This is a genomic window from Roseateles sp. AC306, from assembly GCF_979253795.1.
The window spans coordinates 92,202-114,169 of the sequence record NZ_CEEDEB010000007.1 but is presented as its reverse complement, the minus strand read 5'-3'; the positions used below and the strand labels follow the sequence as shown (position 1 = coordinate 114,169).

The 21,968-nt window shown below is 67.7% G+C and carries 24 protein-coding genes; 17 read left to right on the top strand and 7 right to left on the bottom strand.

The genetic code is table 11. From position 1 onward, the window contains the following. Positions 1-15 precede the first annotated feature (15 nt). From AC0IZJ_RS15630 to AC0IZJ_RS15615, 4 genes are all read left to right on the top strand, one after another. Positions 16-990 (top strand): tripartite tricarboxylate transporter substrate binding protein BugE, encoded by a 975-nt coding sequence (locus tag AC0IZJ_RS15630; protein ID WP_471851424.1) that lies wholly within the window; start codon positions 16-18, stop codon positions 988-990. Continuing rightward, entirely contained in the window at positions 983-1,858 is an 876-nt protein-coding gene (gene xerD / locus AC0IZJ_RS15625) for a site-specific tyrosine recombinase XerD (protein ID WP_471851421.1), read from the top strand. Before AC0IZJ_RS15630 ends, xerD begins: the two co-directional genes overlap by 8 nt. Before the next feature lie 154 nt (positions 1,859-2,012). After that, positions 2,013-4,370, top strand: coding sequence for a TonB-dependent receptor plug domain-containing protein (locus AC0IZJ_RS15620; protein WP_471851418.1), 2,358 nt, complete (start codon positions 2,013-2,015; stop codon positions 4,368-4,370). Positions 4,371-4,403: 33 nt separating this feature from the next. Then, a complete protein-coding gene (locus tag AC0IZJ_RS15615) occupies positions 4,404-5,006 on the top strand; it encodes a MarC family protein (protein WP_471851416.1) in 603 nt (200 codons plus the stop codon). A 26-nt stretch (positions 5,007-5,032) separates the two neighbouring features. Here AC0IZJ_RS15615 and AC0IZJ_RS15610 read toward each other — a convergent pair whose 3' ends face one another. Together AC0IZJ_RS15610 and AC0IZJ_RS15605 are read right to left on the bottom strand one after the other, a co-directional pair. Beyond that, entirely contained in the window at positions 5,033-5,185 is a 153-nt protein-coding gene (locus AC0IZJ_RS15610; protein WP_471851413.1) for a hypothetical protein, read from the bottom strand. 31 nt (positions 5,186-5,216) lie between these two features. Continuing rightward, on the bottom strand, positions 5,217-5,768 hold the full coding sequence (locus AC0IZJ_RS15605; RefSeq protein WP_471851410.1) for a GNAT family N-acetyltransferase: 552 nt from the start codon (positions 5,766-5,768) through the stop codon (positions 5,217-5,219). A 249-nt stretch (positions 5,769-6,017) separates the two neighbouring features. On the opposite strand from AC0IZJ_RS15605, the gene aceA reads away from it, so the two are divergent. Beyond that, positions 6,018-7,316, top strand: a complete 1,299-nt coding sequence (gene aceA, locus AC0IZJ_RS15600) for an isocitrate lyase (RefSeq protein WP_056202459.1) — start codon at positions 6,018-6,020, stop codon at positions 7,314-7,316. Positions 7,317-7,430: 114 nt separating this feature from the next. Next, positions 7,431-8,246: a hypothetical protein gene (locus AC0IZJ_RS15595; protein WP_471851407.1), complete on the top strand. Its 816-nt coding sequence runs from the start codon at positions 7,431-7,433 to the stop codon at positions 8,244-8,246. Positions 8,247-8,251: 5 nt separating this feature from the next. On the opposite strand, the gene AC0IZJ_RS15590 is transcribed toward AC0IZJ_RS15595, so the two are convergent. Both AC0IZJ_RS15590 and AC0IZJ_RS15585 read right to left on the bottom strand, forming a co-directional pair. Then, a complete protein-coding gene (locus AC0IZJ_RS15590) occupies positions 8,252-9,799 on the bottom strand; it encodes a methyl-accepting chemotaxis protein (RefSeq protein WP_471851404.1) in 1,548 nt (515 codons plus the stop codon). Between the two features lie 115 nt (positions 9,800-9,914). Then, positions 9,915-11,054 (bottom strand): iron-containing alcohol dehydrogenase, encoded by a 1,140-nt coding sequence (locus AC0IZJ_RS15585; RefSeq protein ID WP_471851401.1) that lies wholly within the window; start codon positions 11,052-11,054, stop codon positions 9,915-9,917. Positions 11,055-11,192: 138 nt separating this feature from the next. Between AC0IZJ_RS15585 and AC0IZJ_RS15580 the strand changes: the two genes are divergently transcribed. Genes AC0IZJ_RS15580 through AC0IZJ_RS15565 form a run of 4 tightly spaced genes read left to right on the top strand, consistent with a single transcriptional unit; the run spans position 11,193 to position 15,188 of the window. Next, positions 11,193-12,887: a S10 family peptidase gene (locus tag AC0IZJ_RS15580; protein ID WP_471851398.1), complete on the top strand. Its 1,695-nt coding sequence runs from the start codon at positions 11,193-11,195 to the stop codon at positions 12,885-12,887. Beyond that, on the top strand, positions 12,884-13,813 hold the full coding sequence (locus AC0IZJ_RS15575) for an alpha/beta hydrolase (protein ID WP_471851395.1): 930 nt from the start codon (positions 12,884-12,886) through the stop codon (positions 13,811-13,813). The genes AC0IZJ_RS15580 and AC0IZJ_RS15575 overlap by 4 nt, the downstream gene beginning before the upstream one ends. Further along, entirely contained in the window at positions 13,810-14,667 is an 858-nt protein-coding gene (locus AC0IZJ_RS15570) for a YbgC/FadM family acyl-CoA thioesterase (protein ID WP_471851393.1), read from the top strand. Before AC0IZJ_RS15575 ends, AC0IZJ_RS15570 begins: the two co-directional genes overlap by 4 nt. Continuing rightward, positions 14,664-15,188, top strand: a complete 525-nt coding sequence (locus AC0IZJ_RS15565; protein ID WP_471851390.1) for a hypothetical protein — start codon at positions 14,664-14,666, stop codon at positions 15,186-15,188. Before AC0IZJ_RS15570 ends, AC0IZJ_RS15565 begins: the two co-directional genes overlap by 4 nt. 12 nt (positions 15,189-15,200) lie before the next feature. Here the strand turns inward: AC0IZJ_RS15565 and AC0IZJ_RS15560 are convergent, their stop codons facing one another. Continuing rightward, entirely contained in the window at positions 15,201-15,449 is a 249-nt protein-coding gene (locus tag AC0IZJ_RS15560) for a DUF4936 family protein (RefSeq protein WP_471851387.1), read from the bottom strand. Then, the gene (gene ygfZ, locus AC0IZJ_RS15555) at positions 15,449-16,327 is read right to left on the bottom strand and encodes a CAF17-like 4Fe-4S cluster assembly/insertion protein YgfZ (protein WP_471851384.1); all 879 of its coding nucleotides are present in this window, start codon (positions 16,325-16,327) and stop codon (positions 15,449-15,451) included. The genes AC0IZJ_RS15560 and ygfZ overlap by 1 nt, the downstream gene beginning before the upstream one ends. A gap of 46 nt (positions 16,328-16,373) precedes the next feature. Between ygfZ and mltG the strand changes: the two genes are divergently transcribed. The 7 genes from mltG (at position 16,374) to AC0IZJ_RS15520 (ending at position 21,332) form a co-directional block, all read left to right on the top strand. After that, positions 16,374-17,369: an endolytic transglycosylase MltG gene (mltG, locus tag AC0IZJ_RS15550; protein ID WP_471851381.1), complete on the top strand. Its 996-nt coding sequence runs from the start codon at positions 16,374-16,376 to the stop codon at positions 17,367-17,369. Next, complete coding sequence (tmk, locus tag AC0IZJ_RS15545; RefSeq protein ID WP_471851795.1) at positions 17,348-17,983, top strand: dTMP kinase; 636 nt, start codon at positions 17,348-17,350, stop codon at positions 17,981-17,983. The genes mltG and tmk overlap by 22 nt, the downstream gene beginning before the upstream one ends. Further along, positions 17,977-18,981, top strand: coding sequence for a DNA polymerase III subunit delta' (locus AC0IZJ_RS15540; protein WP_471851378.1), 1,005 nt, complete (start codon positions 17,977-17,979; stop codon positions 18,979-18,981). The genes tmk and AC0IZJ_RS15540 overlap by 7 nt, the downstream gene beginning before the upstream one ends. Positions 18,982-19,010: 29 nt before the next feature. Beyond that, positions 19,011-19,460, top strand: a complete 450-nt coding sequence (locus AC0IZJ_RS15535) for a PilZ domain-containing protein (protein ID WP_471851376.1) — start codon at positions 19,011-19,013, stop codon at positions 19,458-19,460. 83 nt (positions 19,461-19,543) lie between these two features. Next, on the top strand, positions 19,544-20,329 hold the full coding sequence (locus AC0IZJ_RS15530; protein WP_471851372.1) for a TatD family hydrolase: 786 nt from the start codon (positions 19,544-19,546) through the stop codon (positions 20,327-20,329). Then, positions 20,326-20,979 carry an ankyrin repeat domain-containing protein gene (locus AC0IZJ_RS15525; RefSeq protein ID WP_471851369.1) on the top strand — a complete coding sequence of 218 codons (654 nt, stop codon included), beginning with the start codon at positions 20,326-20,328 and terminating at the stop codon, positions 20,977-20,979. Before AC0IZJ_RS15530 ends, AC0IZJ_RS15525 begins: the two co-directional genes overlap by 4 nt. 125 nt (positions 20,980-21,104) lie before the next feature. After that, positions 21,105-21,332 carry a hypothetical protein gene (locus AC0IZJ_RS15520; protein WP_471851366.1) on the top strand — a complete coding sequence of 76 codons (228 nt, stop codon included), beginning with the start codon at positions 21,105-21,107 and terminating at the stop codon, positions 21,330-21,332. A 62-nt stretch (positions 21,333-21,394) separates the two neighbouring features. Here AC0IZJ_RS15520 and efp read toward each other — a convergent pair whose 3' ends face one another. Continuing rightward, complete coding sequence (efp, locus tag AC0IZJ_RS15515; RefSeq protein WP_471851363.1) at positions 21,395-21,949, bottom strand: elongation factor P; 555 nt, start codon at positions 21,947-21,949, stop codon at positions 21,395-21,397. Positions 21,950-21,968 lie beyond the last annotated feature (19 nt).

The window sequence follows — 21,968 nt, the reverse complement described above, 5'->3', positions numbered from 1 at the left end:
ACAGGAGACAGACACATGCAACGCCGCTCCATCCTCCAAGTCGCCACCTTGACCGGCCTGGGTCCGCTGGCCCAATTTGCCTGGGCACAGGCCTACCCCGCCAAGCCCGTGCGCCTCATCGTGCCCTTCGCGCCGGGTGGCACGACCGACATCATTGCCCGCATCCTGTCCGAGCGCATGCCCACGCTGCTGGGCCAGACCATGGTGGTGGACAACAAGGCCGGTGGCGGCGGCACGGTGGGTGCGACCGAGATCGCCCGCGCCGCGCCGGACGGCTACACGCTGGGCGTGGCCACGGTGTCGACGACGGCGGCCAACCCCGCCATCAACCCCAAGATCGCCTACAACCCGCTGACCGACTTCACGCCCATCATCAACGTCGCGGCCACGCCCAACGTCATCGCCGTGCACCCCAGCTTCCCGGCGCGCGACTACAAGGGCTTCGTCGCCGAGATCAAGAAGAACCCCGCCAAGTACAGCTTCGCGACCTCGGGCACCGGCGGCATCGGCCACCTGCAGATGGAGCTGTACAAGACGCTGGCCGGCGTCTTCATCCTGCACATCCCCTACCGCGGCGCGGGCCCGGCGCTCAACGACACGGTGGCTGGCCAGGTGCCGATGATCTTCGACAACCTGCCCTCGGCGCTGCCCTTCATCAAGGATGGCCGCCTCATCCCCATCGTCGTCGCCGCGCCGACCCGCGTGGCCTCGCTGCCCAATGTGCCGACCTTCAAGGAGGTCGGTCTGGACGCCGTCAACCGCATGGCCTACTACGGCATCCATGGCCCCAAGGGCCTGCCCAAGGAAGTGGTCGACAAGATCAGCGCAGCCGTCAGGAAGGCGGTCGAGCTGCCCGACGTGAAGAAGCGCATCGAAGACACCGGCTCGCTGATCGTGGCCAACACGCCCGAGCAGTTCGCCGCACAGATCGCTGCGGAACTGGACGTCTACAAGAAGGTCGTGGCAGCTCAGAAGCTGAAACTTGACTGACCCTGCGATTGAATCGTTCATAGAGGCGCTCTGGCTGGAAGACGGCCTGAGCGCCAACACGCAGGCGGCCTACCGGCGTGACCTGACGGCGCTGGCAACGCTGATCGCGCCGCGCTCGCTCGACAGTTGTACCGAACGCGATCTGCTCGAACTTGCCGTCGCCAAGGCGGGCGGCAAGTCGAGCAGCGCCAACCGGCGCTTGTCGGCCATCAAGCGCTACTTCCGCTGGGCGCTGCGCGAAGGCCGCCTGGCGGCTGACCCGACGTTGAAGCTCACGGCCGCCAAGGCCGGGCACCGCAACATCAAGCTGCTCAGCGAGGCCCAAGTGAGCGCCTTGCTCGCCGCGCCCGACGTGAACACGCCGCTCGGCCTGCGCGACCGCGCGATGCTGGAGCTGATGTATGCCAGCGGGCTGCGCGTGTCCGAACTCGTCACGCTCAAGGGTGCGCACGTGGCCTTCAAGGACGCCGTGCTGCATGTCACCGGCAAGGGCGGCAAGGCCCGCCTCGTGCCCTTCGGCGAGCATGCGGCTGACTGGATGGCGCGCTATCTGCGCGAAGCGCGCGCCGAGATCCTGGCCGGCCAGAGCAGCGACGATCTCTTCGTCACCGCACGCGGCGCCGGCATGACGCGGCAGATGTTCTGGACCCTGATCAAGCGACATGCGCTGGTGGCAGGCATCACGGTGCCGCTGTCGCCGCACACGCTGCGCCACGCCTTCGCCACGCACCTGCTCAACCATGGTGCAGACCTGCGCGCCGTGCAGCTTCTTCTGGGGCATGCCGACCTGTCGACAACGCAGATCTACACCCATGTGGCGCGTGAGCGCCTCAAGGCCTTGCACGCTACGCACCACCCACGAGGCTGAGCCAAAAAGGTATGTAGAAATCGGCGTCGCGTACCACGCGGGCTTCGAAAGTTTCATTGGTTTCAAACCTGTCGGCGGCGGACAACAACCGAGGCGCGGGGCGGCGCGGCGAGGGGCAAACTCCGGCGCCATCGCACCTCACCAAGGAAACCCCATGCACGCCATCCGCCTGCTGCCGACTGCGCTCGCCGCCCTCAGCCTCTTCAGCACCGCCGCCGCACTCGCCCAGGAGGCTACCGGCCTCGAGCGCGTCACCGTCGTCGGTTCACGCAAGAGCCTGCCTGCCGCGTCCAGCACCGACACCCTCGTGCCGGTCGACATCTACGCGATGGGCAAGGTGGCCGAGGGCGGTGGTCAATTCGACCTGGCGCAGTCGCTGCAATACCTCTCGCCGTCTTTCAACTCGACACGCCAGACCGGCGCGGACGGCGCCGACCTGATCGACTCCGCCGCGCTGCGCGGCCTGGGCTCGGACCAGACGCTGGTGCTCGTTAACGGCAAGCGCCGCCACACGGTGTCGCTGGTCAACATCTTCGGCGCGCGCAACCGCGGCACGACGGGCACGGACATGAACTCCATGCCGTTGCTCGCCATCGACAACGTGCAGGTGCTGCGCGACGGCGCGGCGGCCCAGTACGGCTCCGACGCGATTGCTGGCGTCATCAACATCCAGTTGAAGAAGAAGGCTGGTTGCGAGGCCGTTGCGGGCTACGGCCAGTACTCCGCTGGCGACGGCAAGAACTACCTCGCCTCGGCCTACTGCGGCATCAAGCTGGGCGACGGCTCGCTGGGCATCACCGGCGAATGGCAGGACCGCGGCCGCTCCAACCGCGCCGACCCGGGCAGCCTGCGCACGATTGGCGACACCCAGGTCGAGAACAAGACGGTCTACCTGAACGGCGAATTTCCCATCGCCGGCGACAGCAAGTTCTACGTGACCGCCGGCGCGCAGGACCGTGATGCGTCATCTGGCGCCTGGGCCCGCGAGGGCATCGGCTCCGAAGACATTCCCTCGCGCAACTCTGAGGCGATGTACCCGAATGGCTACGTGCCCTTCATCGACGGCAAGATCGAGGACCGCTATCTCATCGTCGGCTGGAAGTCGTCCATCGCCGGCTGGGACACCGACCTGTCGCAGACCTACGGCAGCAACAAGCTGCGCTACAACATCAACAACACGATGAACGCCTCCATCGCCAACAAGGACCTGCTGGCGGGCGGCTTGGGGCTAAGCCCGACGAGCTTCGATGCCGGCGGCTTCGGCTTCAGCCAGGCGACGACCAACTTCGACGTCAGCCGCTTCTTCCCGGACCTGCTCGGCGGCAGCAACATCGCCTTTGGCGCCGAGTACCGCAAGGAGAAATACAACATCGTCGCCGGTGAGCCTGGCTCCTATGTCGACGCCGATGGCGTGGGCTTTGGCGGCAATGCCGGCAGCCAGGGCTTCCCGGGCTTCTTCCCGTCGGACGCGACGAACCGCAGCCGCAACAGCCAGGCGCTCTACCTCGACTGGGAAGCCAGCCTGACGCCCAGCCTGACGCTGGACGCGGCCATTCGCCGCGAGCACTACAGTGACTTCGGCTCGACGACGACGGCCAAGCTCTCCGGCAGCTACAAGCTCAGCAAGGAACTGCTGCTGCGCGGCTCGGCCAGCACGGGCTTCCGCGCGCCCAGCCTGCAGCAGCTCTACTTCTCGTCCACCTTCACCGATTTCATCGCCGGTCAGCCGCTCGACGTCGTGCTGGCTCCCAACGGCAGCACCGTTGCCAACGCCGCTGGCGTGCCGTCGCTGAAGCAGGAGAAGTCCAAGAACTTCACGGCCGGCTTCACGTTCAAGCCCAGCGCGGACACGGCCTTCACGGCCGACCTTTACCAGATCAACATCAAGGACCGCATCGTGCTGTCGGGCCGCTTTGATGCCGACAACTACCCGGCGCTCGGCACCATCCTGCAAGGCCTGGGCGTGGGTCAGGCGCAGTTCTTCGTCAACTCGGTCAACACCCGCACGCGCGGCCTGGACCTGACGGCCTCCAACCGCAGCAAGCTCGGCGCGGGTCAGCTCGCCACCTTCCTGGCGCTGAACATCAGCCGCACGACGGTGACTGGCGTCAACGCACCGGCCGCGCTGAAGGGCTTTGAAGACGTGCTGCTGTCCACTCGCGAGCGCCTGTTCATCGAGCAGGGCGGCCCGCGGGCGAAGGCCACGCTGGGCTTCGAATACAGCCAGGGCGCCTGGACCGGCGAAGCCAAGGTCGTCCACTTCGGCAAGCAGACGCAGGGCGGTTTCTCCGATGACGTCTACCTGCAATACAAACCCAAGACCTCGATGGATCTCGGCTTGACGTGGCAGGCCACGCCGGCGCTGAAGCTCAGTGTGGGCGGCAACAACGTCTTCAACGTGAAACCGAGCCGCCAGAACCCGGACGAGACCGACAACGGCTTCTACTACGACAGCGTGCAGTTCGGCCTGAACGGCGCGTCCTACTTCGCCCGGGCGCACTACCGGTTCTAGGCCGAGTAAGAGCGGCGCTGACAATCCGGGCGAATGGACCACAGCTTCCTCTCCGCCCTGATCCTGCTGCTGCTGGTGCTCGACCCGCTCGGCAGCCTGCCCGTCTTCATCCCCATCATGCGTGCGGTGCCCAAGGAGCGCCGCACGCGCGTGGCCCTGCGCGAGGTGGGCATCGCCTTCTGCGTGCTGTTCGCCTTCATGTTCCTCGGCGAAGGCTTTCTGCGCGTGATGCACCTGTCGGAGCGCTCGCTGGAGGTGGCCGGCGGCGTCATCCTGATCATCATCGCCATCCGCATGATCTTCGGCGGCTCAGGCGAGTCAGCCTACGGGCTGGAGCCGGGCAAGGAGCCGTTGATCTTCCCGCTCGCCGTGCCGCTGCTGGCCGGCCCGTCGGCCATGGCCACCGTGCTGCTGCTGGCATCCCGCCAGCCTGACCGCATCTACGAGTGGATAGGCGCGCTCAGCGCGGCGCTGCTGGTGTCGGGCCTCGTGCTGGTGATGGCCGACCGCATCCGCAAGCTGCTGGGCGATTCGGTCGTGTCGGCCATCGAGAAGCTGATGGGCCTGGTGCTGACCGCCATCGCCGTGGAGATGGTGCTGGCCGGCCTGAAGCGCTATTTCATCGGCGGACTCTGACGGTCAGAAATCCGCCGACGCGGGCATCACTTGCCCTTCAGCTTGGCTTCCTTGCCCTTGGGCAGCACCGCCGTCATCGGCGCGACCGGGCGGTCCGAACCACCCGCTGCCTTGACGGGGCCGCTGTCCTTCTTGGGCTTCTTCGTCATCTTGTTGCCGCGTTGTTCAGTGTTGGCCATCGTGTCCTCCGTGGGTTGGTGAAAATTTGAACTATGCCTCAGCATCGGCCTGCGCCCGGGCCGGACTGGCCGCCCATTCGCCAGCCGTGACGTCGTAGCGGTTGCAGTCCATGTCGTACCAACGGCCGGGGCCGACGAAGCGCATGCCTATCCTTTCCATGACGGCAGCGGAGGCCTCGTTCTCGGGTTGGCAGACGGCGCAGACCAGTTCGGGCCGCAGCGTTCTGAACGCCCAGCCCACCATGTGCCGCGCCGCCTCGCTGGCATAGCCCTGGCCCCAGGCGTCCTGGCGCAGACGCCAGCCGGTTTCCAGCGGGCCGGCCAGGTCGCGGTTCAGGTGCTGGATGCAGCCGGTGCCGATCAGGTCGCCGTCGTCCTGCTTGATGAAGGCCCACCAGGAATAGCCGAACTCGGCCCAGCGCAGCTTGACGCGGTCGATCATGGACTGCGTGTCCTCACGCGTGTCCGGCCGGCCGGTGATGTATCGCATGACGACCGGGTCGCTGTTCAGGCGGTACAGCGCCTCAAAGTGGCGATCGTCCAGCGGCTCAAGCCGCAGCCTGGGAGTGGTCAGCAAGGTCATCGCCGCATTTTGAAACCGGACTTCTCACGATTCGAAAGTCACTTTTCAAATTGCGAAATTTGAACTTGCTGCGCTGCCGCAAGATTTCTCATTATGGTGAATCGCTTTTTGTGATTTGAAAAACGTAGATCAAGCTATTGTTTTTAAAAGAAAAAGTTTTTTGTCTTATATAAGACTTGCATGGCCGCAAGAGTGAGCTTGAGGACTAGTCTTGCGACATCGGTTTTCAATGTTTTGCAAGGAGCCTCCATGACCCGCCTGACCCGTGACCAACAGATCGCCGCCCTCGAAAAAGACTGGGCCGAGAACCCGCGCTGGAAGGGCATCACCCGCGGCTACAGCGCCGCCGACGTCGTTCGCCTGCGAGGTTCCATCGAGATCGAGCACACCTTGGCCAAGCGCGGCGCCGAGAAGCTCTGGGGGCTGGTGAACACCGAGCCCTTCGTCAACGCCCTGGGCGCGCTGACGGGCAACCAGGCCATGCAGCAGGTCAAGGCCGGCCTCAAGGCCATCTACCTGTCGGGCTGGCAAGTGGCCGGTGACGCCAACAGCAATGGCGAGATGTACCCCGACCAGTCGCTCTACTCGGTGGACTCGGTGCCCAAGGTCGTCAAGAAGATCAACGCCACCTTCCAGCGTGCCGACCAGATCCAGTGGAGCGAAGGCAAGGACGACATCGACTTCTTCGCCCCCATCGTGGCCGACGCGGAAGCCGGCTTCGGCGGCGTGCTGAACGCCTTCGAGCTGATGAAGGCCATGATCGAAGCGGGCGCCGCCGGCGTGCACTTCGAAGACCAACTGGCCAGCGCCAAGAAGTGCGGCCACATGGGCGGCAAGGTGCTGGTGCCCACCCGTGAGGCCGTCGCCAAGCTCGTCGCTGCCCGACTGGCTGCCGACGTGATGGGCACGCCGACGCTGCTGGTCGCCCGCACCGACGCTGAAGCCGGTGACCTCGTCACCGCCGACATCGACGACAACGACAAGCCCTTCTGCACCGGCGAGCGCACCGTCGAAGGCTTCTACCGCACCCGCAACGGCCTGGACCAGGCCATCAGCCGGGGCCTCGCCTACGCGCCCTATGCCGACCTGATCTGGTGCGAGACCGGCAAGCCCGACCTGGCCTTCGCCAAGGCTTTCGCCGACGCCATTCATGCCAAGTTCCCCGGCAAGCTGCTGGCCTACAACTGCTCGCCGTCCTTCAACTGGAAGAAGAACCTCGACGACGCGACCATCGCCAAGTTCCAACGCGAGCTGGGTGCGCTGGGCTACAAGTTCCAATTCATCACGCTGGCCGGCTTCCACAGCCTGAACTACTCGATGTTCGAGCTGGCCCATGGCTATGCCCGCCACCAGATGAGCGCCTTCGTCGAGCTGCAGGAAAAGGAGTTTGCCGCCGCCGAAAAGGGCTTCACCGCCGTGAAGCACCAGCGCGAGGTCGGCACCGGCTACTTCGACGCCGTCACCACCACCATCGAAGCCAACGCCTCCACCGCGGCGCTGAAAGGCTCGACCGAAGACGAACAGTTCTTCGACGCCAAGCACGGTTGATCCCGCGCACGATTCCCTCCGTCAACCTCAACTCCTGACGGTTCACAGCCCGCTTCGGCGGGCTTTTTTGCGTCCGTCACGGTGGCGTCATACATTCGTCAAACACTTGGCGCCATGAACAACACAACAACAAATACAAGGTTCAGTCTCACCACCCGCATCGGTGGCTGGTGGGCACAGCGGCGGGAGAGCAGCGAGGCGGGTGCACTGCGCAAGCGCTGCCCGCCGGCCACGCTGGCGGCCGGGAAGATCCCGCCCGCCGTCCGCACAGCCTGGGCACAGCACGCGCCGGAAGAATTCCCCGGCCTAGCCATCAGCGAAGGTGCCTGGCTGCGCTGCTCGCTCGGTCTGGCGCAGTTCTTCGAAGCCTGCCGGCTGCAGCGCGAGCAGGGGCCTTGTGCGCTGCCCAGCAAGGCGGCCGATTCGATCTGGCATGCCTGGCTCAAGCTCGACCCGGCCGGCTTGGCGGATTGGCAGCAGCGCTACTTCTGCCGCGTCGTCGAGCACCGCGAGTCTCCCGATCTGGGCGCGCCGCTGGACGACTGCCTGGCCCGTGCCTGGGTGGGCGCTTGCCGCAGCGAGGGGCACAGCCCGCTCGACCGGCGACTGCCGCTGTTGTTTGCGCTGGACGGCCTGCTGCGCCTGCCCACCGGCTGGGCCTATCGCTACGAGAAGAGCGCACTGGTGCACCGGCAGATCGACGGCTTCGGCCAGCCCAGCGGCAACGTGGTGGCGCATGCGGCGGTTGCGGCCGGCGGCCTGGCGGCGCTGGGGTTGGTCAGCGAGGCGGAACTGGCCGAGATGCGGCGCCGCCAGAGTGACAGCGGCAGCAGTTGCGGCAGTAGCTGGGATGCGGCCGGAAGCTGCGATGCCAGCGCGGACGGTGGCAGCAGCAGCTGTGGATCAGGCTGCGGCGGCGGCGGCGACTGACAGGCTCAGCGGCGCGCCACCTGAAAAGTCCCGACCGCGCCGTTCAGCGTCGCGGCCTGCTCGCGCAGGCTCTCGGCGGCGGCGGTGGACTCTTCCACCAGCGCGGCGTTCTGCTGCGTGACCTGGTCGAGCTGGGCGATGGCGATGTTGACCTGGGCGATGCCGTCGGACTGCTCGGCGGTCGCGGTCGTGATCTCGCCCATGATGTCCTTGACGCGCTGCACGGCGCCGACGAGCTCGTCCATGGTCTTGCCGGCCTCGGCCACCAAGCGTGAGCCGGCTTCCACGCGGTCGACGCTGCTGCCGATCAGACCCTTGATCTCCTTGGCCGCGTCAGCCGAGCGGCCGGCCAAGGAACGCACCTCGCTCGCCACGACGGCAAAGCCGCGGCCCTGCTCACCGGCCCGCGCCGCTTCCACCGCAGCGTTCAAGGCGAGGATGTTGGTCTGGAAGGCGATGCCGTCGATGACGCCGATGATGTCGGCGATCTTGCGTGAGCTGGCATTGATCTCGTCCATGGTGTGCACCACCTGCGCCACCACCTCGCCGCCGCGCTGGGCCACGCTGGCAGCCGACATGGCGAGTGAATTGGCTTGGCCCGCTGATGCCGCTGACTGTTGCACCGTGCCGGTCAGCTGCTCCATGGCGCTGGCCGTCTCCTCCAGGCTGGACGCGGCTTTCTCGGTGCGCCCGCTCAGGTCGTGGTTGCCGCTGGCGATTTCAGCCGAAGCGGTGGCGATGGACTCGGCCGAATCGCGGATGCCGCCGATGGTCTGCGACAGCGTCTCGCGCATGCGGCGCAGCGTTGTCTGCAATTTGCCAATCTCGTCGGAGCGTGCTGCGGCGCCTTGGCCGGAACGCATCAGGTTGCCGTCGGCCACGCGCTCGGCCAGCTCATTGGCCGCAGCCAGCGGCACGGTGATGCTGCGCGTGATGCTCCAGGCCGCGCCCACGCCCAGGCCCAGCATCGCCAAGCCGAACGCGATCAGCAGCAACCGCCCACTGCCGTTGGCCGCGTCGATGTCAGCGGCAGTCCGGTCGATGCTCTTGCGCTGGTGGTCGAGGAACTCCTGCATGCGCGCCAGATAGACCTTGGAGCCGGGCACGAAGACCTCGGTCAGCTGCTTGTCGGCAGCCTCGGCCTGACCGTCCTTCTTCAGCTTGACTATCTCCTCGCGCGAGGCGATGTAGACCTGCCTGGCCTTGGCCACCGTGTCGAACAGCGCCTGCTCCTCCGGCGAGCGGATCAGGGCCTTGATCTTTTCCTGCAACTCACCGGATTGCTTGGTCGACTGCGCCTGGTCCTCGGCGAACAGCGCGACGAGCGAGGTGTCCGAACTCTTGGCAATCGCGATCGTGCGACGCACGCCGGCGTTGATGTTGCGGTTCCAGTCGGCGAGCAGGCGCTCCTTAGTCAGCGGCTCGTCCATCATCTGCCGCGTGGCAGTGGCCGTGGCGGTCAGACGCCAGGACGCCAACGCGATGACGCACGCCGCCAGCGCCAGGATCAAGGCAAAGCCGGCGGCCAACCGTTTGCCGATGGTCAGATTCATCAAGGCGGTCTCCTTTTGTAACCGGCGATGTTCGCGCCTTGAGGTCGCACGCCAGCAGCAGGATCGGCAGGGCGTGCGGCTTACATCACGGATGACCCCGCCGTGGCGGCCCGCGTCAACGCGAGGCCGCCAGCAGCGCGCGGTAGTCCTCGGCGCTTGCGATGCGCGGGTTGGTCTTGTGGCAATGGTCCAGCAGCGCGTGTTCGACGATGCGCTCGTCCAGCTCCGGCCCCGCACCCATGGCGGCAAGGCCCGAGGGCAGGCCCAGCCGGGCGTTCATCGCCGTGATGGCCTCGGCCACCGCATCGGCGTCGCTGCCGGCCAGGGCCATCGCCTGCGCGAGCCGGCCCATCCGCTGCTCGCGCTTCACGCTGTCGGCCTCGGCGTTGAAACGGATGACGGCCGGCAGGAAGACGGCGTTCAGCGTGCCGTGGTGCAGCTGCGGGTTGATGCCGCCCAGCGAATGGCTCAGCGAATGCACCGCGCCCAGGCCCTTCTGGAAGGCGAGGGCGCCGTGCACGCTGGCGCACATCATGTCCAGCCGCGCGTCGCGGTCCTGGCCGTCGCGGGTGGCGCGCTCGATGCTCTGCCAGCCGCGGCGCAGGCCCTCCAGCGCGATGCCGTCGGCCGCCGGGTTGAAGGCCGGCGCCAGGAAGGTCTCGATGCAGTGCGCAATGGCGTCCATGCCGGTGGCGGCCGTCAGCGCGGGTGGCAGCTTCAGCGTCAGCGCCGGGTCGCAGATGGCGGCCTTGGGCAGCAGCTCCCAGTTGTGGAAGCCCAGCTTGCGGCCGTCGTCCACGATGAGGATGGCGCCGCGCGCCACCTCGCTGCCGGTGCCCGCCGTCGTCGGTACGGCGATGAGTGGCAGCACCTTGGAGGTGATGTTGACGGCGCCGCCCTCGATGGTGGCCCAGCGCTTGAGCGGCCCCTCGTGCGTGGCGGCGATGGCCACGCCCTTTGCCAGGTCCATGCTGGAGCCGCCGCCGATGGCGATGAGGCCGTCGCAGCCGAACTCCTGCGCCACCAGCACGGCCAGGCGCACGGCGGCCTCGGTCGGGTTGGCGGGCGTGCGGTCGAAGACGGGCGGCTTGACCTCGAAGGCGGCCAGCGCATCGTCCAGCACGCCGGCCGCGCGCACGCCGGCATCGGTCACGACGAGGGGACGGCGGATGCCGATGCGCTCGCATTCCGCCGGCAGCAGGCTGCAGGCGCCAAAGGCCAGCTCGATGCGGGTCAGGTAGAGGATCTGGGCCATGTCAATCGCGCCCGGCCGTCCGAAGCAATTGACTCGCCCCCTCGGGGGGCAGGGAACGAAGTGAGCGTGGGGGCTGGTTCATTCATCTCTCCGCGATGTCTTTTTGCATCCTAGTGCGGTGTGCATAGACTGGCCGTCATGCGCGCGACTCCACTGACATGGCTGCTCGTCCTCCTGCTCGCGGCCTGCGGCGGTGGCGGCGGCGGCGGTTCATCCACCCCGCCACCGGTCGACACCCTGCCCGGGCTGACCGACTCGACGGTCTATTCCTCGGCGGCCGATGCCTCGCTGCCCGGTGCCGTCGAGGCGGCCGCCGTCAGCACGCAGACGCTAACCGCCAACGGCCAGACACTGAGCTACACCGCCACTGCCGGCCACCTGATCGCGCGTGACGGGGTCGGTGCGGCACAGGCCTCGGTCTTCTACGTTGCCTACACGCTGCCCGGCGCCGACGCCGCCACCCGCCCGGTCACCTTCTTCTACAACGGTGGCCCAGGCTCGGCCTCGGTCTGGCTGCAGCTGGGCAGCTTCGGCCCCAAGCGCCTGGTGACCGGTGTGCCCGAGACGACGACGGCGCGGCCCTTCAACATGGTCGACAACGCCGAACACCTGCTCGGCCAAAGCGACCTCGTCTTCATCAACGCGGTGGGCACCGGCTACTCGCAGGCGATTGCGCCCTTCACCAACCGCAACTTCTGGGGCGTGGACAGCGACGCGGCACTGTTCCGCGACTTCATCCAGCGCTATCTCGCCGTCAACGGCCGCGCAGCCTCACCCAAATACCTGTTCGGCGAAAGCTATGGCGGCCCGCGCACGGCTGTGCTCGCGCGGCGCTTGCAGGAGGCCGGCGTCATGCTGGACGGCGTGGTGCTGCAGTCCCCGGCCATGGACTACAACAGCAATTGCGCCATCACGAACGGCCGGGGCTGCGGCGGCTTTCTGCCTACATTCGCCGCCGTCGGCGCCTTCCACCGCCTGACCCAGCCCGTGCCCACCGACCTCGGCGCCTGGGCCGTCACCTCGCGCAACTATGCCGACCAGGTCTACGCGCCTGCGCTGTTGGCATTCGTCACCGGCGGGCAGCAGGCACCCGCGCTGTGGCAGCCGCTGGCCGACCTGACGGGCCTGCCCGCTTCGCGCTGGCAGGTCACGCTCAACGTCGGCGCCGATGACTACCGCCAATGGCTGATCAGCGGCCAACTGCTGGGCCGCTACGACGGCCGCATGAAGGCGGCCACCGGCAGCCAGCTCGCGTCTGAGGGCGACCCGTCCAGCACCTGGATAGGCGAGAGCTTTGCGCAGGGCATCGCCACGCATCTGCGCGACCAGCTCGGCTACCGCAACGCCTCCACCTATGTCGTGCTAAGCAACGCCATCCAGCTCTGGGACTTCAGCCACGCCGGCCGCGCGCTGCCGGACACGCTGCCCGACCTGGCTGCGGCGCTGGCGCAGAACCCGCGCCTGCGCGTGCTGGCCGTCAGTGGCTATCACGACCTGGCCACGCCCTTCCACCTGACCGAGACCGACCTTGCCCGCGTGGACGCCAGCCGCGTGAAGATCCGCAACTACGCGGGCGGCCACATGAGCTACCTCGATGACGCGACCCGCATGGCCCAGCTCGCCGACATGAAGGCCTTCTACGCCAGCACGCTGGCCCTGCGCGCCGCCACCGATCTCGGCCCCGAGCGCCGTGCGCTGGAGGCTCGGCCTGTCATCGCCGTCGATCGTGCCGGCACGCCGCAGACGCCGGGCAGCGTCGCGCCGACGAACGAGGGCGCATTCCAGGCACCGCTGCGCGACCCGTGGGTGCCACCGAGAATGCGCGCGCAATGACGCAACCCACACCGCTGCTGACGCCCCGAATGGCCGGCGTGCTGGAACGCATCCGCCGCGCCAACCGCCCACCCTTCCACAGCCTGACGCCGCGCGAGGCCCGCATCGCCTACCGCATGGGCGCCGAGATCCTGGACCTCCCGCGTGCGCCGCTGCCGCGTGTCGAGGATCTCAAAGCTGCCGGCCGCCCCGCACGCCTTTACGCGCCGAGCGCGGAGAAGCTGCCCGTCATGCTCTACCTGCACGGCGGCGGCTTCACCATCGGCGACCTGGAAACCCACGACAGTCTGTGCCGCCAACTGGCTCTGCGCAGTGGTGCTGCCGTGCTGGCGCTGGACTACCGCCTGGCCCCCGAGCACCGCTTCCCCGCCGCCGTCGACGACGCCTGGGCAGCGCTGGCCTGGCTGCACGACCATGCCGCCTCGCTCGGGCTGGACGGCTCGCGCCTGGCCGTCGGTGGCGACAGTGCCGGCGGCACGCTGGCGGCAGGCGCGGCTTTCTTCGCCCGTGAACGTGGCCTGCCGCTGGGGCTGCAACTGCTGATCACGCCCGGCACCGGCAGCGACAGGAGCCACGCCTCGCACGTCCGCTTCGCCGAAGGTTTCCTGCTCGACGCGACCACCATCGAGTGGTTCTTCGGCCAATACATCGACGTTGAGCAGCGCAGCGACTGGCGCTTTGCGCCGCTGAACGCAGACGACCACAGCGGCCTGGCGCCCGCCGCCGTGCTGCTCGCCGAGGCCGACCCGCTGGTGGACGAAGGTCTGGCCTATGCCGACGTGTTGCGTGCGGCCGGCGTGCCCGTGCAACTGGACTTGGTGCGCGGCGTGACTCACGACTTCATCAAGATGGGCCGCAGCCTGCCTGAGGCGGTTGCCGCAATCGACTTCTGCGCCGCTGCACTCAAGCAATACCTCCAGCCATGAAACGCACCGAATTCCGCCACCTGGAACCCCTGCGCGTCCGCTGGGTCGAGATTGACGCCCAGGGCATCGTCTTCAATGGCCACTACCTGACCTACATCGATACCGCCATGAGCGGCTATTGGCGGGCGCTGGCGCTGCCCTATGCCGAGACGATGAAGCAACTCGGTGGCGACCTGTTCGTGCGCCGCGCCGCGCTCGACTACCTCGGCTCCGCCCGCTACGACGACCGCCTGGACATCGGCGTGCGCTGCCGAGAGTTTGGCAACAGCTCGATGAAGGTCGACTGCGGCGTCTTCCGTGGCGACCAGTTGCTGGTGCAGGCCGACATGATCTACGTCTTCGCCGACCCGGTCACCCAGACGCCGCTGCGCGTGCCGGACACGCTGCGCGACGTCATCCACGGCTTCGAGACGGGTCAGCCGGTGGTCGACGTGGCGGTCGGCGACTGGCGCGACCTGGGGGAGGCGGCCGGCGCCATCCGCCACGAGGTCTTCATCGAGGAGCAAGGCATCCCTGCCGACATGGAATGGGACGCGGCCGACGCCAGTTGCCTGCACGCGCTGGCCCGCAACCGCTTCGGCATGCCGCTGGCGACGGGGCGGATGCTGGAACACGTGCCCGGCGTCGCCAAGATCGGCCGCATGGCCGTGCTGCGCGCGATGCGCGGCACCCAGATCGGCCGCCAGGTGCTGGACGCGCTGATGGCCGAAGCGAAGAAGCAGGGCTACCGGGAGGTGCTGCTGCATGCGCAGCTGTCGGCAGAGAATTTCTATCTGCGCGCGGGGTTCCAGCGCAGGGGCCAGCCGTTTGAGGAGGCGGGCATTGGGCACGTCGAGATGGTGAGGGCGCTGTGAGCGATTGGGTGTTTTTCCAGAATATTCGTCGAACGCTGCAGCCGCTTCTGTTGGTGTTTGCTGCCGCTCAAACGCCGGCGTTCAGCTGCAGTTGCGCCGTTCCTGATGACCAACGTGCTTACGCGGACGCAACTGACGTCGTGCTTGCAACTGTCGAGTCGGTCCGCCTGACGCCTGACGATCCGAGCGGCTATCGCTATGGTGAGATGTATGTCGAGGACGCAGTCTTTGTGGTCAAGGAAGTTTTCAAGGGCAAGCGTCGGGTCGGCGAGCGATTGCCGGTTCGCTCCAACATTGGTGGCGGTCAATGCGGGGTCAGCGCCGTCAATCGCCCCATTTGGTTGGAAGCGCGGGTCAGGTCGCCTGACAAAATCGTCGCCGCCAAGATGTCTCGCTCTTGGCTGATCTTTGGCTACGGCGCCGCACCGTACGAGCTCGGCATGTGCGGCTCGTCCGCGCCGGCTGACACTGGCGAGGTGAAGCGGGTGTTGAAGCTGCTGCGCAGCCGTCCTGCGCACTGAAAAGCCCGGAGATCAGCCCAGCATCTCGAACCGCTCCACCTTGCGCTCGCTCGCCAGCCACTGCGCCATCGCCGCCGCCACCTGCGGCTCGCGGTGGCCCCAGCCTTCGGGGTAGATCTCCATCCACGTCCACTGCCCATCGGCATCCGGCTCGGGGCGTTGCAGCAGCTCGATGGGTGCCTCGACGCGTGCCTTGCGGAAGGCGATGAGCGCCGCATCGACGTTGTCGGCGGCCACCTTGTAGTAGACGTAGAGCTGCATCAGTCCTGCGGTGGAATCTCGTAGGGCAGGGCGCGTGGCTGCAAGGTCGCGCCAGAAGCGCTTCCAAGGTGCAGGCTGCCACTTTCGAGCGTCGCCAGCTTGATCTCGGCAGCGATCAGCGAGCGGCCATCGCGCGTGCCGGCGCTGGCGACGACGCCGGCCGGCTGCGCGGGGTCGGCGCTGTGGAAGATCTCCTGGCCGACGGTCGCCGCCTCTTCGGTCTCGAACACCTGCAACCGCCGCTTCAAGGTGCCGCGGTACTGGCTGCGGGCGACGATCTCCTGGCCGGGATAGCAACCCTTCTTGAAACTCACCCCACCCAGCACCTCGAAGTTGATCATCTGCGGCACAAACGCCTCGACGGTAGCGCCGCGTACCCAGGCCACGCCGGCTTGCGCCTCGGCCCAGGCCCAGTCGTCGGACGTGATCGCCTCGCCAGCCGGCGCAGGCGCATCGGCCGGCTGCACAAGCAAGGCGCGACCCGTGCCCGGCAGGGCGATCCGGACGGCACCACCATCGCGGCTCAGGGTCCACGCCTCGGCGACCTCCGCGCCCAGCAGCCCATAGACCGCAAGCTCAGCGCTCGCATCGCTGAGCTTGCACTTGGCCCGCATCACGAACATCGACAGCCGCTTCAGCGTCGCCGCCAGCGTCTCGACCGGCAGCGCCAGCAGGATCTCTTCGTCGCCGCCGCGCCAGCCCACCAGCGTTGCCAGCAGCCGGCCCTTGGCCGTGCAGAAGCCGGCAAGCCGGGCATGCTCGCGGTCGAGCAGGGCGAAGTCCTGAGTCAGCTGGCTGTGAAGAAAGCTGGCGGCGTCGGCGCCTTGGGCGCGGATGACGCCCCAGTCGGCGAGGCGGAGTTGGAGGGGTTCAGACATGGGCGGAATTATCATCGGCCCCCTTTGGGCAGAGCCGGGCAAGGGCATGAAGTGGTTGTTGCGGGCGCTGCTCGTCTTGTTGTTGATCGCGGCGCTGGCCGCAGGCGCCGTGTGGCAGTGGCTGCGCAGCCCGCTGGCCCTGGCCGCGCCGTCGGTGGAGCTGTCCATCGAGCCCGGCACGAACCCGGCCGAGGTCGCCCGCGCCTGGGTGGCGGCCGGCGTGCAGACGGATGCGCGCTATCTCTACCAGTGGTTCAAGTGGTCGGGGCAGGCCAAGCAGATCCGCGCCGGCAGCTATGAAGTCCACGCCGGCATCACGCCGCGCGCGCTGCTCGACAAGATGGTCCGCGGCGACCAGATCCTCGAGCAGCTTCGCCTCATCGAGGGCTGGAACTGGCGCCAGGTGAGGGCGGCTCTCGCTGCCGCGCCGTCGCTCAAGGCCAGGACCGCCGCCATGAGCGACGCCGAGGTCATGGCCGCGCTTGGCGAGCCGGGCGTCGCACCCGAAGGCCGCTTCTTTCCCGACACCTATGCCTACAGCAGGGGCGTGAGTGATCTCACCGTGCTCAAGCGCGCCCACGCGGCCATGCAGGGCCGCCTCGCCGCCGCATGGAGCAAGCGTACCGCCGACCTGCCGTTGAAGTCGGCCGCGGAAGCGCTGATCCTGGCCTCCATCGTCGAAAAGGAAACCGGCACGCCGGCCGACCGGAGCCGCGTCGCCGCCGTGTTCGTGAACCGCCTGCGCGTCGGCATGCCGCTGCAGACCGACCCCACGGTCATCTACGGCTTGGGCGAAACCTTCGACGGCAACCTGCGCAAGCGTGACCTGTTGGCCGACACGCCCTTCAACACCTACACGCGCGGCGGCCTGCCGCCCACGCCCATCGCCATGCCGGGTGCGGCCTCGCTGGCAGCGACGTTGAACCCGGCGCCAGTCAAGTCGCTCTATTTCGTGTCTCGCGGTGACGGCAGCAGCGAGTTCAGCGACGACCTCGCCGCGCACAATCGCGCGGTGAACAAATACCAGCGTGCGGCCAAGTGACCGGTCGATTCATTTCTTTCGAGGGCATCGACGGTGCCGGCAAGTCCACCCACATCCAGGCGGTGGCTGACTGGTTCCGCGCCCGTGGCGCCGATGTGCAGCTCAGCCGCGAACCCGGCGGCACGCCGCTGGCGGAGGCGCTGCGCGACATCGTGCTGAAGGAGTCCATGGGCTCGCTGACCGAGCTGCTCCTGATGTTCGCCGGCCGCCGCGACCACGTCGAAGCCGTCATCAAGCCCGCTCTGGCCGCCGGCCGGACGCTGCTCTGCGACCGCTTCACTGACGCCAGCTTCGCCTACCAGGGCGGCGGCCGCGGCCTGCCGCTGGCGGTGCTGAATGCGCTGGCCGACTGGGTCCAGGAAGGCACCGAGCCGGAGCTGACCCTGTGGTTCGACCTGCCCGCGCAACAAGCCGCCGCTCGCCGCGCCAGTGCGCGAGAGGCTGACCGCATCGAGCAGCTCGACCTGGACTTCTTCGAGCGCGTGCGCGCCGGCTACGCCGCCCGTGCAGCCCAGGCGCCGCAGCGCATCGTTCGCATCGACGCGAGCGGCACGGTCGAGCAGGTCGGCGCGGCCGTGCTGGCGGTTCTCGCTCAGCGCTACCCCGCATGCTGAACGCCGATCTCCCCTGGCTGAAGGATCCGCTCGCCGACGCGCTGGCCCGCGCGCGCTCGCACGCGCTGCTGGTGCAGGGCCCGGCCGGTGTCGGCCAGCTGGAGCTGGCCGTCAAGCTGGCGCAGAGCTGGCTCTGCGAAGCCGCGGCACCCGCCCAACCCGCCTGCAACCACTGCCCGAGCTGCAAGCTGTTCGCCAGCGGCACGCACCCTGACTTTCAGATGCTGCTGCCCGAAGCCCTGGAGGCGTCGGCTCGCGAGTCCCTCGGCCTGCCTTTCGAGGAGATCGAGACCAAGGCCGGCAAGGCCAAGCCCAGCCGCGAGATCAAGGTCGAGGCGGTGCGCAACCTGCTCGCGTTCGCCCAGGCGACATCGGCGCGCGGCAAGGCCAAGGTGGTCGTCATCTTCCCCGCAGAGGCGCTGAACGGCATCGCCGCCAACGCCTTGCTGAAGACGCTGGAGGAGCCGTCCGGCCTGTTGCGCTTCGCACTCGCCAGCCATGACAGCGCCAGCCTGCTGCCCACCATCCGCAGCCGCTGCCAGCCTGTGCCTCTGGCGCTGCCCGAGCGCACGGCGGCGCTGGCCTGGCTGGCGTCCAAGGGCGTGGACGGCGCCGAAGGACTGCTGGCCGCGACCGGCGGCCGGCCGCAGCAGGCGCTGGAATGGTCGCAGGCGGGGCTGAGCGATGCCGCCTGGCAGGCGATCCCGAAGCGCGTGGCCCGTGGCGAGGTGCAGGCCCTGTCCGAGCTCGCCCCGCCGCGCGCCATCGATGCCTTGCAGCGCCTGTGCCACGACCTTCTGCGCCGCAGCCACGGCCAACCCGGCCAGTTCTTCGCGCCGATGGCCCTGCCTTCGCCCAGGCGCGCCGCGCCGCTGCTCGCCTGGGACACCGAGCTGAAGCGCGCCGCCCGCCATGCCGACCATCCGCTGAACGCCAGCCTGTGGATTGAGGCGCTGGTGGCGCAAGCGCAGGCGGCGGTGACGGCGGCAATGCGCTGAGCCTGGCTCCAGGCTCATACACTCAGGCGATGAGCGACGCGTCTTCCAAGCAGGGACCGGCTTCCCTGCAATTCCAGCCCAGCCAGCACGGCGGCGCCCTGCCGTTGCCCTCGGTCAGTGGTTCCGCCAGCAGTTCGCAGGCGCGGCCCAGCGTCATCCAACTGGTCTTCCGCGAGAAGTCGGCGCTTTACGCGGCCTACATTCCGGCCTTTACCGAGGGCGGCCTGTTCGTGCCCACGACGCGAGACTACAAGCTCGGCGAGGACGTCTACCTGCTGCTGGCCCTGCCCGAGGACAACCAGCGCTATCCGGTGGCCGGCAAGGTCGCCTGGCTGACGCCGGCCAACGCGTCCGGTGGCCGCACCCAGGGCGTGGGCGTGCGCTTCCCCGGCGACGACAAGACGCGGCTGATCCGCGTGCGGATCGAGGAAGTGCTGGGCACGGCGGTTTCGTCGAGCAAGCCCACCCAGACTCTCTGAAGTGAAAAAGCCCCCACGTTCGCTTCGCTCACTGCTCCCCGAGGGGGCGCGTCAGCGGTTTCGGACGGCCGGGCACCGCTGACATGTTTATCGATTCCCATTGCCACCTCAGCTTCCCCGAACTGAAGCAGAGGCTTCCCGACATCCTGGCCGACATGCGCAACGCGCAGGTGGTGCAGGCCATCTGCATCTGCACGCAGATGGAGGAGTTCGAGACCGTGCACGGGCTGGCGCTGGAGAACGATGTGCTCTGGGCCACCGTCGGCGTGCACCCCGACACCGAGGACATGCGCGAGCCCGACGTGGCCGAGCTGGTGCGGCTGGCGGCGCTGCCGCGCATCGTCGCCATCGGCGAGACGGGGCTGGACTACTACCGCCTGAACGGCCGCAGCATCGACGACATGGAGTGGCAGCGCGAGCGCTTCCGCACCCACATCCGCGCGGCACGGCAGGCGGCCAAGCCGCTCGTCATCCACACCCGTTCAAGTGCCGCCGACACGCTGCGCGTGCTGGACGAGGAGGGCGGCGAGCAGGCCGGCGGCGTCTTCCACTGCTTCACCGAGACGGCCGAGGTGGCGCTGGCGGCCGTGGAGCGCGGCTACTACATCTCCTTCTCCGGCATCGTCAGCTTCAAGAACGCGCAGGACCTGCGCGACCTGCTCAAGCTGCTGCCGCTGGACCGGGTGCTGATCGAGACGGACAGTCCCTACCTGGCCCCCATGCCCTTCCGCGGCAAGACCAACTCGCCGGCCTATGTGCCGCACGTCGCCAAGGCTGTGGCCGATGCCGTCGGTCTGCCGGTGGCCGAACTGGCCGCCATCACAACGGCCAACACGCGCCGGCTGTTCAAGCTTCCGGAGCCCGCATGAGAACGCTGCTGATCGCCTTGGCGCTGGTCGTCGTCACCGGCGCGCACGCGACACCGGTCGACGACCTCGTCACCGCCGCCGAGATGAATGACCCGCGCGCAGTGCTGGCCCTGCTGCTCAAGGGTGTGGACCCCAACCTGGCCGATCACCGTGGCCGCACCGCGCTGTTCACCGCCGTGCGCGAGGGTTCGCAGAAGGCGCTGGAAAGCCTGCTGGCCGACCCCAGGACGCGGACGGACGCTGTCAATGCCGATGGCGAGACGCCGCTGATGCTGGCCGCCGTGCGCGGTTCCTTGCCGGCCGCCAAGGCGCTGGTGAAGCGCGGGGCGGCCGTCAATCGCAAGGGCTGGACGCCGTTGCACTACGCCTGCAGCGGGCCGGACAACGGCGTCGCGGCCTTTCTCATCGCCGAAGGTGCCGAGTTGAACGCGCGCTCCGAGAACGGCACGACGCCACTGATGATGGCCGCCCGCTACGGCAGCGGCGACCTCGTGCCGCTGCTGCTCAAGGCAGGTGCCGAGCCCCGCGCTGCCAACGAGCAGGAGCTGACGGCGGCCGACTTCGCCCAGCGCGGCGGCCGCGACAAGATGGCCACCCAACTGCGCGAAGCCATGGCCGAGCGCCAGCGCGCTGCGAATGCCGGGAAGTAGCGAGAAGTAGTTCTCGCCGCAGCCGGCGTGTAGGGCAAAGTCTTACAGCCCCTAGCGCGATGTGCCGACTGTTGCGAAAAGATGCGCCTGCCTACAGTGGACCCATCGTCAACAGGAGGCTCACCATGCTGTCCACCACCCCCAATCTGGCTGATCCGTTCGCCATGCTGATCGCCCCCGAGCAGGTGATGCACGCCATCGAGTGCTCCGACCGCCTGACCCGCCTGCAGCGCCGCGTCTACCGCCCACTGGACCGGCCCTGGATTCCCGTGAAGGCCACGGCCGATTTCGACAGCGAGATCGACGCCGAACTCGAAGTCGAAATTCCCGATCTTTCCGACGACGCCGAATAAAGCAAACGCCCGCATCAGCGGGCGTTCTGTTTGGCGAGGCCCTTGGCCCCAAGCTGAAGCGTTTAGACGCGCTTGCGGTACTCGTGCGTGCGGGTGTCGATTTCAACCTTGTCGCCGTTCTCGACGAACGCCGGCACGGAGATCTCGAAGCCGGTGCCCTTCAGGCGGGCGGGCTTCATGACCTTGCCCGAGGTATCGCCCTTGGCGGCCGGCTCGGTTTCGATCTCGCGCACGACGCTGGTGGGCAGTTCGATGGAGATGGCCTTGCCGTCGTAGAAGGTCACTTCCGCGGCCATGCCGTCTTCGAGGTAGGAAATGCCGTCGCCCATGTTCTCGGACTCGACTTCGTACTGGTTGTACTCGGTGTCCATGAAGACATACATCGGGTCGGCGAAGTAGGAGTAGGTGCACTCCTTCTTGTCGAGGATGATCTGCTCCATCTTGTCGTCGGCCTTGAAGACCAACTCGGCGCCGGAGCCGTTCAGCAGGTTCTTCATCTTGATGCGCACGGTGGCGGCACCACGGCCACCACGGCTGTATTCAGTCTTCAGCACGACCATCGGGTCCTTGCCCTGCATGATCACGTTGCCGGCGCGGATTTCTTGTGCGAGTTTCATGGTGTGTTGCGAAGTTGGG